This is a genomic window from Paenibacillus sp. FSL R5-0345, assembly GCF_000758585.1.
In the GTDB taxonomy this organism is placed as follows: Bacteria; Bacillota; Bacilli; order Paenibacillales; family Paenibacillaceae; genus Paenibacillus_AQ.
In genome coordinates this window covers 6,469,204-6,482,755 of record NZ_CP009281.1, presented here as the reverse complement: position 1 = coordinate 6,482,755, position 13,552 = coordinate 6,469,204, and the positions used below count along the sequence as shown (strand labels likewise).

The 13,552-nt window shown below is 46.9% G+C and carries 12 protein-coding genes; 8 read left to right on the top strand and 4 right to left on the bottom strand.

Translation table 11 applies throughout. The features are described from left to right. Positions 1–106: 106 nt before the first annotated feature. Positions 107–1,087 carry an alpha/beta hydrolase gene (locus R50345_RS28615; RefSeq protein ID WP_042131487.1) on the top strand — a complete coding sequence of 327 codons (981 nt, stop codon included), beginning with the start codon at positions 107–109 and terminating at the stop codon, positions 1,085–1,087. A 67-nt stretch (positions 1,088–1,154) separates the two neighbouring features. On the opposite strand, the gene R50345_RS28610 is transcribed toward R50345_RS28615, so the two are convergent. The 3 genes from R50345_RS28610 to R50345_RS28600 form a co-directional block, all read right to left on the bottom strand. Next, positions 1,155–1,976, bottom strand: a complete 822-nt coding sequence (locus R50345_RS28610) for a class I SAM-dependent methyltransferase (protein ID WP_042131486.1) — start codon at positions 1,974–1,976, stop codon at positions 1,155–1,157. Positions 1,977–2,170: 194 nt separating this feature from the next. Next, complete coding sequence (locus tag R50345_RS28605; RefSeq protein ID WP_042131485.1) at positions 2,171–3,022, bottom strand: 1,4-dihydroxy-6-naphtoate synthase; 852 nt, start codon at positions 3,020–3,022, stop codon at positions 2,171–2,173. Continuing rightward, the gene (locus R50345_RS28600; protein ID WP_042131484.1) at positions 3,022–3,684 is read right to left on the bottom strand and encodes a futalosine hydrolase; all 663 of its coding nucleotides are present in this window, start codon (positions 3,682–3,684) and stop codon (positions 3,022–3,024) included. The genes R50345_RS28605 and R50345_RS28600 overlap by 1 nt, the downstream gene beginning before the upstream one ends. Positions 3,685–3,973: 289 nt before the next feature. Here R50345_RS28600 and R50345_RS28595 point away from each other — a divergent pair, with 289 nt between their 5' ends. The 7 genes from R50345_RS28595 to mprF all read left to right on the top strand — a co-directional run bounded on the left by R50345_RS28595 (position 3,974) and on the right by mprF (position 11,353). Further along, positions 3,974–4,444, top strand: coding sequence for a MarR family winged helix-turn-helix transcriptional regulator (locus R50345_RS28595; protein ID WP_269321975.1), 471 nt, complete (start codon positions 3,974–3,976; stop codon positions 4,442–4,444). 141 nt (positions 4,445–4,585) lie between these two features. Next, a complete protein-coding gene (locus tag R50345_RS28590) occupies positions 4,586–4,987 on the top strand; it encodes a DoxX family protein (protein ID WP_042131482.1) in 402 nt (133 codons plus the stop codon). A gap of 17 nt (positions 4,988–5,004) precedes the next feature. After that, on the top strand, positions 5,005–5,955 hold the full coding sequence (locus R50345_RS28585; RefSeq protein WP_042131480.1) for a ring-cleaving dioxygenase: 951 nt from the start codon (positions 5,005–5,007) through the stop codon (positions 5,953–5,955). Beyond that, positions 5,952–6,572: an alpha/beta hydrolase gene (locus R50345_RS28580; RefSeq protein ID WP_042131479.1), complete on the top strand. Its 621-nt coding sequence runs from the start codon at positions 5,952–5,954 to the stop codon at positions 6,570–6,572. Before R50345_RS28585 ends, R50345_RS28580 begins: the two co-directional genes overlap by 4 nt. A 153-nt stretch (positions 6,573–6,725) precedes the next feature. Continuing rightward, on the top strand, positions 6,726–7,958 hold the full coding sequence (locus R50345_RS28575; RefSeq protein ID WP_042131478.1) for a multidrug effflux MFS transporter: 1,233 nt from the start codon (positions 6,726–6,728) through the stop codon (positions 7,956–7,958). Positions 7,959–8,069: 111 nt separating this feature from the next. Beyond that, on the top strand, positions 8,070–8,420 hold the full coding sequence (locus R50345_RS28570; RefSeq protein WP_042131477.1) for a FlxA-like family protein: 351 nt from the start codon (positions 8,070–8,072) through the stop codon (positions 8,418–8,420). Between the two features lie 281 nt (positions 8,421–8,701). Next, on the top strand, positions 8,702–11,353 hold the full coding sequence (mprF, locus tag R50345_RS28565; protein ID WP_042131476.1) for a bifunctional lysylphosphatidylglycerol flippase/synthetase MprF: 2,652 nt from the start codon (positions 8,702–8,704) through the stop codon (positions 11,351–11,353). Between the two features lie 598 nt (positions 11,354–11,951). Here mprF and R50345_RS28560 read toward each other — a convergent pair. Beyond that, positions 11,952–13,424, bottom strand: a complete 1,473-nt coding sequence (locus R50345_RS28560) for an alpha-amylase (protein WP_042132551.1) — start codon at positions 13,422–13,424, stop codon at positions 11,952–11,954. Between the last annotated feature and the right edge of the window lie 128 nt (positions 13,425–13,552).

Here is a 13,552-nt window from a genome sequence, read left to right as displayed (position 1 = left end):
TCCGTTCATGTTGTCGTCATTAGGAGTACATCTTCTTTGGTTAAGCTCTCATTAGCGCAAATGTTAGGGCGACTTTAGAAATAGATTAGAACAGGAGAAGATGAAGGTGACACAAACGGAGGTAATAAAAACGGGGAACGGAAAGAAAAAACATAAAGTACGTAACTTGTTGCTAAAAGTATTAGGAGCAATAGTGATTTTGATCGTGCTTTTTCTAGCCGTTGTTTATACAGTTAATGTGATTAGCAACAAAACAGATCAGAAAAAAATACATCAATATGGTCAGTTAGTTCCTGTTGACGGAAAAAGTATGAATGTTTTGATCCAAGGACAAGGGGAGCAGACTATTGTGCTTATCCCGGGCTTTGGGACTGGAGCGCCAGCACTTGATTTTAAGCCGTTGATTGATGAGTTATCACCATTTTACAAAGTGGTCGCGGTTGAGCCGTTTGGTTATGGATTAAGTGATGAGACTGATAAGGAACGAACTACAGCGAATATCATAAGTGAGGTTCATGAAGCCGTACAGAATCTAAACATTGACCAATATATTCTAATGGGCCACTCCATTGGAGGTATTTACGGATTGGAATATGCGAAGAAATATCCAAACGAAGTGAGTGCATTTGTAGGGGTTGATAGTAGTGTTCCTGAGCAAGGCGGTATGGATGTTAAATTCCCGATAAAAAAATTAAAGCTGCTCAAAGACTCAGGTATCATTAGATTGGGATTGCAATTAAGCGGTGACCCTTATGATGGACTGCCATTTGATGATGAGACCAAAAAACAAATGAAATTGATATCGCTCAAAAATATGAATAATTCCACTACCTTAAATGAAATGGAACATATATATCCTAACTTTGTCGCAGCCAGAGGGTTGAAATTCGACAAGAATCTTCCCATTATATTTTTTATACAAGCGAATAATACAACCGTGAAAGATTGGATTCCTCTGCATGAAGGGCAAGTTAAGGAATCTGTGCATGGAAAAGTGATGACATTCGAAGGCGGACATTATTTACACCATTCCAGATCTAAGGAAATCGTTGAGAACCTAAATTTGTTCATGGAAGAAGTCAAATAAAATAAGAAAACGCTCCGACCTTCCTCCTAAGGGGAGAATCGGGGCGTTTTTGCGTTATGGGTAGAGATTATTTGATGCCGATTCTCATTCGGTAGCTGATCAGAACCTCTAAGGTGCGTCCTTGGAAATGATCTTCGACGGCAGCGCTGAAATCAGCAATGTCTTGATCGAGTAAGGCAGCGTCTTGCTTCAGCACGGTTCGTATTCCACCTTGGCTTAGAGCGAGTCCTACATAGCGCCCTGAATCACAGGACTCTAGATTATGAAATACGATTTCTCTAGCAAAAGAGAATGCGCCACTAGCCTGAATCTGTGACAAATGCCCTTCTTTGTCCCATTTGTAAGCTCTCTCTGCATCCGGTAAGAGTGAGGTGAGCAGTTCCTCTGATTTGGAGATTAGTTGGTTGTAACGTTCTTCTACCTTCTGATGAAGGGGGAGGGGCCAGTCGCAATCGTAGGCCGCGAAGATGCCGCCCGTTCTTAAGACCCGGGATATTTCTCGAAGTGTACTTTGAGGATCCATCCAGTGGAATGACTGTGAGCAGGTCACAATGTCTACGCTGTCTGCTGCAAGTGGAAGCTGGTTAGAATAAGCTTGTACAAATGTGATGGATTGGGGATCTTCTATTTGGCTTAATTTATCGATTGCTTTTCCCAGCATATCTGGATTCGGTTCAATGCCGATGATGCTGTCCGCTACACCCTTCCACAGAAAAGTAGATAAGCCCGTACCACAGCCTATATCTGCGATGAGTGAAGGTGAGGTGCCTAAGTAATCGGTCAGCAGTTTGATAATCATGGCAGGAGCTTCGGGGCGGTAGCGGTCATAGTCATCTTGAAAGCCTAGGAATCGGTCGATATTCTGCTTACTATTGTTTTCAGGTATCATGTGATCCTCCTTCATAGAACCTATTTATAGGTCTATTGTATAGCCATCGCTCCAGCATGCCAAATAATGGTCACCAGGCAATCGCAGATAATGCTACTTAGAATAAACAAAATCCCCGGAGGACACCTTATGGGTGTAATCGGGGATCTAGGTAATATTTAATTTTATAGTACGCTAAGAACGTCTAGTACATGCTACCGAAGTAATGCAGGATCGATCGCAGGGACAAGTCCTTCTGCTGCAGCGCGATTTAGTAAGGCGGAAATTGCAGCGTAACCGTCATCGCCTAGGTTCATCGAGAAGTCGTTCACATAGAGATCAATATGAGATTTGGCCACTTCTGGAGCCAGCTCTTGAGCATGACTAAGCACATAGTCTCTAGAATCGGTAGGATGATCCCACGCATATTGAAGAGAGCTGCGAATCCAGCCAATAATGGCATCGGCATCCAGATCGCGGCGAGCAATGATCGCACCCAGTGGAATTGGCAATCCGGTATCGCTTTCCCACCAGCTGCCAAGGTCAGTCAGCATATTAAGACCATAAGACGCGTAAGTAAAGCGGGCTTCGTGAATCACCAGCCCGGCATCGATATGTCCATCGCGAACGGCAGGCATGATCTCATCGAAAGGCATGACAATGATTTCGCCAATGCCTCCCGTCACATGCTGTGCTGCCCATAATCTGAAGAGTAAATATGCTGTAGAGCGTTCGCTAGGCACTGCAATCCGGCGCCCGGCCAGCTTCTCGGGACGTTTGATCGCTGTTGGGCCACTTGCTGTAAGAAGCAGCGGGCCGCAGCCACGACCCAGTGCACCGCCGCATGGCAGCAGTTTGTAGCGATCAAGAACCCAAGGTAGAGCGGCATAGGAGATTTTAAGGACCTCAGGTCCTTCTCCGTTAGCAGCGAGTGTGTTAGTAATATCAATGTCGGCATAGGTTACATTAAGTTGTGGTGCATCCGGGACAAGCCCGTGTGCCCAGGCATGAAATACAAAGGTATCGTTAGGGCAAGGGGAAAAAGCGATATTAAGCTCAGTTGTCATTACAGCACCTCCAGTAGTATAGCGGCTGCCGCCGTTAATGCTTCCATTGCATCGCCGATCTTCCAAGCAGCCCGGTCGCGGGGACCGACCGGGTTCGAAATAGCGCGGAGCTCCAGTACGGGGAGCCCCAGCGCTTCAGCGGCCACGGCAACTCCGTGGCCTTCCATCGCCTCCGCGACGGCAGTAGGATGCCGCGCGATGAGGGCGGCGGCCGTCTCCGCGGTGCCGGTCGCCGTTGAGACCGTAAGCACGGTCCCCGTGCTTACGGTCAGTCCGGCCGCTGTCAGCGCGGCCGAAACCGCCTGCACCGTGCCGCGGTCAGCCGGCACGGACACGCTGCCGAAGCCGAGCTCGGCAGCGCTGCGGAAGCCCTCCGGCGTCTCGGCCCCGAGGTCGGCGGCAATCATCTCGCTGGCAACGACCAGCGAGCCTAAAGGTGCCACCCCGGGGAACCCGCCGCCGATCCCAGCGCTGATTACGCAGCCGTAAGACCCGGCTGCGAGTGCCGCGGCGGTTCCCGCCGCCGCTGCTGCCGTACCTGCGCCGGCAGCAATCACATGGAACCTGTCGCTGCCTTGCAGGCCGCGCAGGACCGCGTCCCGCTCTGCGGCTACGGCTGTTACGATCAGCACGCGCCGCGTTCCAGCTTGTTGCTCCACCATCAGGCTGCCTCCTTTAAGGGTTGTGAAATCGCTTCCTAAATAGTCATTCGTAAAGACAAGAATACGCCGTTTTAGGGGTCAGGTCAAACTTAGAGTGATTTTCATCACGTTCGTAAAAGATCGCAAATGAAACATAAGCAGTTCGTTAGGCCGCTTAATTAATCTTTTTTAGCGGCGAGGTTGACAAAGATAGTGTGAAGAAGTATAGTTATCTTAACTTAAAGATATTTAATGTAAAGACATTTACATTGTATTGAACAACAGGGCTGTCCGAGTGGAGGTGGAAATGATGAGTAGTACCGAAGAGAACGTACGTAATGCAGAGAATACTACGGAGATGGATCAGGCGTCTTCTTTAAAGTTATTTGTTGTATTATCTAAGGCTTATAGAAGCTTGATGGATCAAGCTGTGAAGGATATGAAGAGTTATGGGCTGGCATCTGCCGAGTTCATGGTGCTTGAGGTGCTGTATCACCGGACCCGTATTCCACTGCAACAGATCGGGGAGAAAATTCTCGTTACGAGTGGAAGCATCACCTATAATATCGATAAGCTGGAGAAGAAAGGTCTGCTGAAACGTGTGCCGTGTAGCGAGGACAGACGCGTGACCTATGCGGAGATTACGGATGCAGGGCGTGAGCTGTTCGATCAGATTTTTCCGCGTCATGTGGCTTCGATTCATGATTTGATGCGTGGACTGGATAAGGATGAGAAGGGGCAGGCTATCGAATTACTGAAGAAGCTAGGCAAAGGTGTATAGGAGCGCTGAAATAGCGTAATGAAGGGCACATCTATAAGGTCGGAAGCAGTTCGCTGCTTCTTACCGCTGAAAGACAAAAATTTTTATCATATATCTTAATGTTAAGATAATTAAATCAAAGAAAATTGGAGTGGATTAACAATGATAAGTGTAGGAATATTATTGATGAGATTAGTGATCGGGATTGCATTCATAGGACATGGTGCACAAAAGTTATTTGGATGGTTTGGGGGTTACGGCCCGAAGGGTACAGGTGGGTGGATGGAGTCCATCGGCATTAAACCGGGGGTTACAATGGCAATACTGGCAGGAATAATGGAGCTGGCAGGCGGATTCATGTTCGCGGCAGGCCTTCTGACACCTGTTGCAGCGGTGTTGATTGTTGTCACTATGCTGGGGGCTATCATTAAGGTTCATGCTCCAAATGGCTTCTGGTCTACTTCGAATGGAATTGAGTTTCCGCTTACGGTACTGGTAGTTGCTGCAGGTATAGCACTTACAGGGCCAGGTTCGATTTCTCTGGACGCATTGATTTTTAACTAAGAAGGGGGTTTATTATTATGACACTTCAAACTGCAGGAATCCATCATATTACCGCTTTTGTTGGAGATGCTCAGCGTAATGTTGACTTCTACGCCGGCATTCTGGGACTACGGCTTGTGAAGAAGACGATTAATTTTGACGCTCCGGAAGTCTATCATTTATATTTTGGAAATGAGGCAGGTGCTCCGGGAACGATTATTACTTTTTTCCCTTCACCTGTAGGGCGTAAAGGAAGAATCGGCAGTGGTCAGGTTGGTGTAACGACTTACGCGGTACCGGTAGGCTCTCTGGCATTCTGGGAACAGCGTCTTGCCGCATATCAAATTTCAGTTACCCTTAAAAATAGAATCTCGGAATCTTATCTATCCTTTGCTGATTATGACGGTTTGCGCATTGAACTGGTGGAACGTGAGGAAGGGCCGCTTAGTAAATGGTCTTTCGGTGGGGTTCCTACCGAGCATGCGATCAAAGGGTTTGGAGGCGCTGTACTCTATAGCAACGATCCGCTACAAACTGCAGAAACGCTTGTCCATACGATGGGAATGGAGCATATCGCTGACGGAGATGGATACAGTCGTTATAGAACTACTGGCAATTCGGGTAATATTATTGATCTAAAGACAACACCGGTTCCGCAAGGAGCAGGAGGTACTGGTACCGTTCACCATATCGCTTGGCGTGCACAAGATGATGCTGAGCAGCTGGAATGGGCGCATCATGTACAGAGTCATGGACATCATCCGACACCGGTTCAAGACCGCCAATACTTTAATGCGATCTATTTCCGCGAAAGAGGTGGAATCCTCTTCGAGATTGCTACGGACCCTCCGGGCTTTGCCCGTGATGAAGCCGCGGATGCGCTGGGTGAGAAGCTGATGCTGCCATCTTGGTATGAACCGCATCGTGCGGTCATCGAAGAAAATTTAAGTCCTATTCAAATAAGAGAAATTGAGGTGAAGCAGGGATGATTCATGTATTCCATAAAGGTAAAGATGTAACGAAACCCACGCTTGTATTATTCCATGGTACTGGAGGCAATGAGCAAGACTTGCTGCCGCTCGCCGGGTTATTATCTCCCGATTCATCAGTGCTGGGCATCAGAGGAAATGTACTTGAGAATGGAATGCCGAGGTTCTTCCGACGGCTGGCTGAAGGGGTATTTGATGAGGCGGATCTAATCTTCCGTACGCATGAGCTCAAGCAGTTTCTGGATGATGCCGCCGCACAGTACGGATTCGATGCTGACAATCTGGTAGCCGTGGGTTACTCTAACGGTGCGAACATTGCGGGTAGCTTGCTGTTTCATTATAAGGATATTTTCCGCGCTGCCATTCTACTGCATCCAATGGTGCCGCTCCGCAATATTACGCTTCCTTCGTTGGAAGGCGTGTCTATCTTCATTGGAGCAGGCACGAATGATCCACTCATTGCTTCTTCGGAGACTGAGGATTTGGAGATTACTTTGCAGAACGCAGGTGCAGAGGTTACAACACATTGGGGTAATCAAGGTCATCGTCTGAGTGTTGCTGAGGCTGAAGCCGCCAGAGATTGGTTGCAGATGCGCAGCACATCCACAAATGCATAAAACGATCAGAATAACCGCCGAATGGCGGTTATTCTTGTTATACAGCCACCAATAACCCTTCATAAAAGGATTGATCAATTCACTTCCTTTACGTTAGTATGAGGAATACAAAAAAGGCCCAAGGGTTGCTGTAGAAAGGTTGAAATAAGAATCATGATTGGAATTCAAAAGGGTAATACGCTTACCGCTGATGGACCGTCACGGAAGCAGAGACTGCAGCTCGCTGTGATTCTTGGCTCCATTACAACCATCGGCCCGCTGTCGATTGATATGTATTTGCCGGCACTGCCTACGCTTGTCGCGGATTTCGGTACGACTGCTGCTTTAGTGCAGCTTAGTCTGACCTTTTTTTTGTTGGGACTAGCTTCAGGTCAGTTGGTAGCTGGACCGCTGAGTGATGTATATGGCCGCCGCCGTCCGCTGCTTATAGGGATGTTCATTTATGCTGTTTCCTCAGTATTATGTGCCTTTAGTCCTTCGATCGGACTGCTGATCGGTTTGCGGTTTATTCAAGGTCTTGCTGGCTCAGTAGGTGTGGTTGTCTCCAGAGCGGCTGTTCGTGATTTATATAGTGGCTCTGAGCTCACGAAGTTCTTCTCGCTATTGATGATTGTGAATGGTCTCGGGCCGATATTAGCTCCGGTTATTGGAGGTCAGCTGTTAAGAGTGACCACATGGCAAGGGATATTCCTCGTATTATTTGCTGCCGGAATTATTTTTTGTTTAACGATTTTATTGCGCTTGCCGGAGACACTGCCGAAGGAGCGACGCTCTAAGAGCGGGCTGAAGGGTACGCTGCTTACTTTCCGAGTATTACTGGGCAACCGTAAGTTTATGGGTTATGCCTTGTCTCAAGGTTTTGTAACGGCATCTATGTTCGCTTATATTTCAGGTTCTTCTTTTGTATTGCAAAATATTTTTGCGGTTACCCCGCAGGTATATAGTCTGATTTTTGCTATGAATGGGATCGGGATTATTATTACGGGTCAAATTGCCGGCAGACTTGCTGGTAAGGTAAGTGAGACTAAGCTGCTGCTTAGTGGACTATTGCTCTGTACGATGGGAGGTATCTTGCTGCTGCTGACGATTCTAGTAGGAGGAGGATTAATCCCAATTCTGATCTGTCTATTTGCAGTTGTCTCCAGTGTGGGGATTGTCGGAGCGACCAGCTTCTCATTGGCGATGCAAGATCAAGGCGAAACTGCAGGCAGTGCCTCGGCGTTAATCGGTTTAATTCCTCTACTGTTAGGTAGCTGTGTAGCGCCACTTGTTGGTCTTGGGGGAGTTGAGTCAGCACTTCCGATGGCCATAGTGATAGCATGTACTGGAGTTCTCTCCATTTTGTCTTATCTGCTGCTTGTTAGACGGGGAAAAGCCAGCGCCTAGCAGTCTATCTTTGTAACCTAGCAAGTAGTACTTTCAGCAAACTTTCAGCGGGTCTTAACGTTCCTTATCTGCAAAAGGATTATATTGGAGGTAAGGAAGGGAGGGATGACCATGAGTATATCAGCAGTTTCAGGTTCCACATCGTATACCACCTCGACATCAAGCACTACAGATACCAGTGCGCTTGAGAAACAAAAAGCGAAGCTGGAAGCTGAACTAGACAAGATTGATGCCAGCTCAGACGATGAAAAGACCAAAGAAACGAAGACGAAGCAAATTGAGCAACAGATCAAAACCATCGAGGCACAAATTTCACAAAAGTCTCAGAGCAGCACTTCCACCGCAGGTAGTGGAGTAGAGGCACCTGCCAAACCAGCGAACAATGCGCTTGCTGCAGCAAGTCCGCAAGAGATCGCTACCGCAACAACGGATAGTAAAGGCAGATTTGATATTCGAGTATAAACGCTAGCAAGACCCATGTTACATAACAGAGAGGGCATCCTTTGCCGTGAGGGATGTCCTTTTTGTTATGCATTTTTATGTGTAAACTACAGTTTCAATGCCCTTTAGCGGTATAGAATTCCAATAACAATCTTTAACTATTGCAGGGGTTGGGGCTGTACTGGGAGTCTAATTGAATAGGTGTTGATTATCATGGGTTTTTTATTCCAATAATTGTTATAATGAAATGGTTGAAAATTTGTCTAGCACAACGTGTGTCAGCGGTAAAGGCAGGTGGCCTCATGCATTCAAAACAACAGACATTAGAAAGATTTAAAATTGTAAGGCTGTTCTTATCCATATACCGGATACGGGCGGTGAGAGCTCTCTTTCCAGTGGCTATCATAGCGCTGGTGTATTGGGAGGGACAGCATGAGCTGAAGCAGGTCCATTTAGGACTTATCATGCGTGAATTAAGAAGATTACCTACGTCCGCTGTCTTGCAAATGATCGGATTCGCACTTCTCGCAGTAGCTGTCATGAGTGCCTATGATTATTTGATTCGGGCACATTTCCGTTTAAAAGTAGGGCTCTGGGACACCTTCCGTTATGGCTGGATTGCTAATACGTTTAATAATTTGATTGGTTTTGCGGGTCTGGCTGGAGTAGGTTTACGGACGTTGATGTATAAAAAAAGCGGTGTGCCAACTTCCGTCCTAACGCCGGCAATCGTGTTTCTTTCACCGCTAATGATAACCGGGTTATCTTTACTTTCTTGGGCAAATATCTTTGGCCTGCTGCCGGCAACGGCATTGCTCGAAGAGCATCATTGGTTAGTATTTGCGGTATGGGGTATGGCGCTTTATTTGCCGTTTTTCGTGTTTGTACAGCGCTCGTCGCTTTATGCAAAGTGGATTAACCGGGGAAAGGGCAGAACGCCATGGCTTACAGTTGTTGCCTCTGTGGGTGCTTCCTTTCTAGAATGGAGTTTTGCCGGGGTAACCTTTTGGACAATCAGTAGCCATCTCTTGCACGATGTGCATTTTCCAGTCATATTCGGCATCTTTACAATAGCGGCTATTGCGGGCATCTTGAGTATGGCACCTGGCGGTATCGGTGCTTTTGACCTTATCGCATTGCTGGGTCTTACGCAGCTTGAATTCAAAAGTGATCAGGCTATGGCAGTGCTTGTCGTTTTTAGATTGTTCTATTATCTCATTCCGTGGTTGATCGGATTGGTGCTTGCTGCATTGGAGTTTGGTTTGCAAGGAAAAAAGGGACAAGATCGTTCAGCCCCCGGGTTTGAACCCTCTCTTAACATATGGCAAAAGATATGGGGTTGGCCAGGGCAGTATACTTTTCTGAGCGATCTTGGTGTGTGGGCTCTAGGCAAGCTTGTACTAGCTAGCGGGCTTATTCTCTTACTATCAACAGCTACACCTGGATTGTTGTATAGGCTGAAGATTACAGAGGAAATATTGTCATTCCCGATCATGCAGCTTTCACATCATTTATCTGTACTTATTGGTTTTATGCTCATTTTGTTGTCGCGAGGTATTACATTAAGGGTCCGTAGCGCATACATTTGGACCAGTGCTCTACTATTTTCTGGGTCTATATTTGCGGTAGCTAAAGGCTTTGATTATGAAGAGGCGCTGTTTCTGCTTCTCGTTGCACTCATTCTGTGGATCTCCAGATCCCGGTTCTACCGGATTAGTGCTCCCGTTAGCAGACAGAGTACGATCTGGTGGCTTGCTCTTACTTCGGTAATTGCCCTAAGCTACTATCTATTGGGAAGCCATGTACATCGTGGCTTTCTGAAGCATCTCCCACCCGGTGTGCAGCCAGAGTGGCTGCAACGGCATAGTGATGTTGCATTTACGGCTGTAGGGGGGCTAGCTTTCTCTTGGATCATTCTTACTTTACTGATCACTCTCAGACCTCACCGTAAGCCAGAGGAACTATTCGGAAACTTTGATATGGCAAGGCTGGAACGTTTTCTAGGGGAGTTTCAAGGCAATCCCTTAACTCATATGTTGTTTTTGGGTGATAAAAGCTTCTTCTGGGCGCAAGACGGCAAAGTGCTGCTCGCTTTCGCCAGAGTTAGGGATAAACTTGTCGTCCTTGGTGATCCATTGGGAGATAGAGGCCTCATGAATGAGGCGATCAGTGAATTTAGGCAAGCTGCGGATAAATACGGTCTGGTAGTAGTTTTTTATCAGGCTACACCTGAATTTTTATCGATCTATCATGAGCAGGGATATCACTTTTTCAAGCTGGGGGAAGAGGCGTTGGTAACGCTCGATACCTTCACGCTCAGTGGCAAGAAGAACAGTGATTTGCGCAGCGTATGCAACCGGTTTGAACGGGAAGGGTATACCTTTGAAGTTGCAGAGGTACCGCACAATGAAGATTTATTTAAAGAGCTGAGATCCGTTTCAGATGAATGGCTGAATGGGCGCACCGAAAAAGGGTATTCGCTGGGCTGGTTTAACAAGCCCTATCTACAGCTGGCTCCGATCGCGCTGCTGCGGAATGCCAAGGGGACAATACTGGCATTTGCTTCTATTGCATATGGGTATGATCAGGGCATGACCCTATCGATTGATCTGATGCGCCATCGAAAGAATGTGCCGAACGGAACGATGGATTACTTATTTGTCCGTTTGCTAGAATGGGCGAAATCTAAGGGATATCATCGATTTAATCTAGGTAATGCGCCTCTGTCCAGTGTAGGCGAGAATGCTGGGGCCTTGAAAGAGGAGAAGCTGGCTCATCTCGTATTTAAAAGAGGGGGGCATTGGTACGGCTTTGTCGGACTTCGCCGATACAAAGAAAAGTTCAGTCCGGAGTGGGAACCGCGTTACTTGGCTTATCCGGCTTCCATAGCGTTGCCGATCTTGACGCTGGATCTGGTGAGATTAGTATCCCGCCATCCAAAGGCGGAGGAATAGAGGGAGACGAGGGTGAAGTCTCTGTGTACATTGAAGCAACTAAAGAAGAGGAGGGCGTCTCAAAGTAGTTTTAGCTACCTGGGGACGGCCCTTTTTTGCGTTGAAGGTTATTTGAAGTTTCAAATGATGGTTTGAGTGAAGCACCAATTCAATAATTAGGGAATTTCTCCCTAAAATTCTAAGATTACTGGTCATTAGATTTATAATTAGGGAAAATATCCCTAATATTCATCTGATTTGGTGGAATTTCAAGCAATCACCCTAATTTTTAGGGAGGAATTCCCTAATTTCGTTAATTATAAGCGAATATCGAATATTATCAGGGAGCTTTTCCCTAATTAGTGGTTAAACCCACTCCGCTCACCGCAAAAACGCCTACCGCACATCCCCGCGGTCATTTTACGTCCCCGCAGCAAATTTCCAGCGCACATTCCTGCTCATATCCTCATCATCGTCTGTCATCATCACCCAATCTGAAAAGGGTTAATGGCTAAGTGAGATCCTTACTTGGACTATTCCATAAAATAGATGAGGCTGCCCCGTAAGCAGCATTCACTACTTTCGAGAGCAGCCTCATCTATTTTGAGCAGCACAACCTTTATTTTTCGTCGACTTCTGCATCAGGCAGAGCCCAGACAGATACGCTGCCACCGTTGACCGGGAAGGTCGCCCAGCCCTCTTTTTCAATCGTTATGGTCGCCTTGTGATTATGAGTAAAGTCTACCCATACTTCACCGGCACGTTGTTCCCCTACGAACATTCTTTTCTGACCGTTCTCACCGTTACTGATTACAACCGCGCATCCAGAGTGTTCAATCTCCTTCACCCCGAGGCGGGTCCAACCAATCGTGTTCGGGTGATCGAAGTAATCCTTCTGTTCACCGTAAGCCTTGTGGTAGCGGGTATATAGTAGTGGATCAATCGCCGCTTTTTTGCCTGCCACAGGTGTAGGTCCCTCGATCCCATAATAATCTCCATAAAAGACCACAGGATATCCATCGCGTCGCAGCAGGATAAGCGCATAAGCACTTTGCTTGAACCAGTCATCTACCCACGATTCAAGAGCCTCATGGGGCTGAGAATCATGATTGTCCACGAACGTTACGGCATTGGTAGGATGGGTCTGCACTAGTGTGTCGTCGAGGATTTTGGTTAAATCAAAGTTTCTACCCCCCAAGGAAGCTGAATGCAACTTGTAGTGAAGGGAGACATCGAAGAGGTCGATCTTATAGTCGACGGTATTTAGAAATTGCCGGCAGGATTCTAAATCCGAATTCCAGAACTCGCCCACGATATAGAAATCCTTCTCACATTTATTAAACATTTCGACCGCGAATTCTTTCACAAACTCATGATTGATATGCTTGATGGCATCTAAACGAAAGCCGCTGCAGTGAAGCGTGTCCACCAGCCATTTTCCCCATTGGATCATTTCTTTTTTGACTTCTGGATGACTGTAATCAATATTTGCGAACATCAGATAATCGTAGTTGCCGAACTCGTCGTCCACATTCTGGTTCCATGTTTTATTCTCGCCTGCGATACGGAATACACCTGTTCGCCCCGATTTGGCGTCAAAGTCAGTGCCGTTAAAATGATTGTGATTCCATTTAAAGGAAGAGTGTTCATCACCGCGGCCGGGGAAGGTGAATTTAGTCCAGCCCTCTATCTCGAAAGGCTTGGAGATTTCTTTCATCCGGTCATTAGGGTCGACCTCGATCACCTGGAAGACTTCCTTTTCATCCGCTCCTGCCTTGTGATTCATGACCAAATCAACGTACACGGCAATGCCGTTTTTTTGACATTCCGAAATGGCTTCAATCAGTGCTTGTTTGGTGCCATATTTGGTGCGTACCGTACCTTTTTGGTCATATTCGCCCAGATCGTATAGATCATACACGCCATAGCCTGTATCGTCGGCGGAGACGGCCTTTGTCACAGGAGGTACCCAAACAGAATCAATGCCTACGGCTTTTAGTGCGGAAGCTGTTTCTTTCAGGCGATCCCAGTGTTTCCCATCCGCAGCGACATGCCATTCAAAAAATTGCATCATTGTATGGTTCCTCATTATTTCTTGCGCCTCCATATCCATAAAGCGAATTTTTTCTACACTCTGATTAGATTTTCAGATAACTCTTATTAAACGTAAAAACAGACTATGAAAAATAAGGCAGGCTGATGAATGCGCTGGGAGGGACA

Excerpts from the sequence above, each read along its gene's own strand:
- R50345_RS28600 (WP_042131484.1), bottom strand. The coding sequence starts at position 3,684 with ATGGTGGAGCAACAAGCTGGAACGCGGCGCGTGCTGATCGTAACAGCC.
- mprF (WP_042131476.1), top strand. The coding sequence starts at position 8,702 with ATGCATTCAAAACAACAGACATTAGAAAGATTTAAAATTGTAAGGCTG.
- R50345_RS28575 (WP_042131478.1), top strand. The coding sequence starts at position 6,726 with ATGATTGGAATTCAAAAGGGTAATACGCTTACCGCTGATGGACCGTCA.
- R50345_RS28595 (WP_269321975.1), top strand. The coding sequence starts at position 3,974 with ATGAGTAGTACCGAAGAGAACGTACGTAATGCAGAGAATACTACGGAG.
- R50345_RS28570 (WP_042131477.1), top strand. The coding sequence starts at position 8,070 with ATGAGTATATCAGCAGTTTCAGGTTCCACATCGTATACCACCTCGACA.
- R50345_RS28585 (WP_042131480.1), top strand. The coding sequence starts at position 5,005 with ATGACACTTCAAACTGCAGGAATCCATCATATTACCGCTTTTGTTGGA.
- R50345_RS28590 (WP_042131482.1), top strand. The coding sequence starts at position 4,586 with ATGATAAGTGTAGGAATATTATTGATGAGATTAGTGATCGGGATTGCA.
- R50345_RS28580 (WP_042131479.1), top strand. The coding sequence starts at position 5,952 with ATGATTCATGTATTCCATAAAGGTAAAGATGTAACGAAACCCACGCTT.
- R50345_RS28605 (WP_042131485.1), bottom strand. The coding sequence starts at position 3,022 with ATGACAACTGAGCTTAATATCGCTTTTTCCCCTTGCCCTAACGATACC.
- R50345_RS28610 (WP_042131486.1), bottom strand. The coding sequence starts at position 1,976 with ATGATACCTGAAAACAATAGTAAGCAGAATATCGACCGATTCCTAGGC.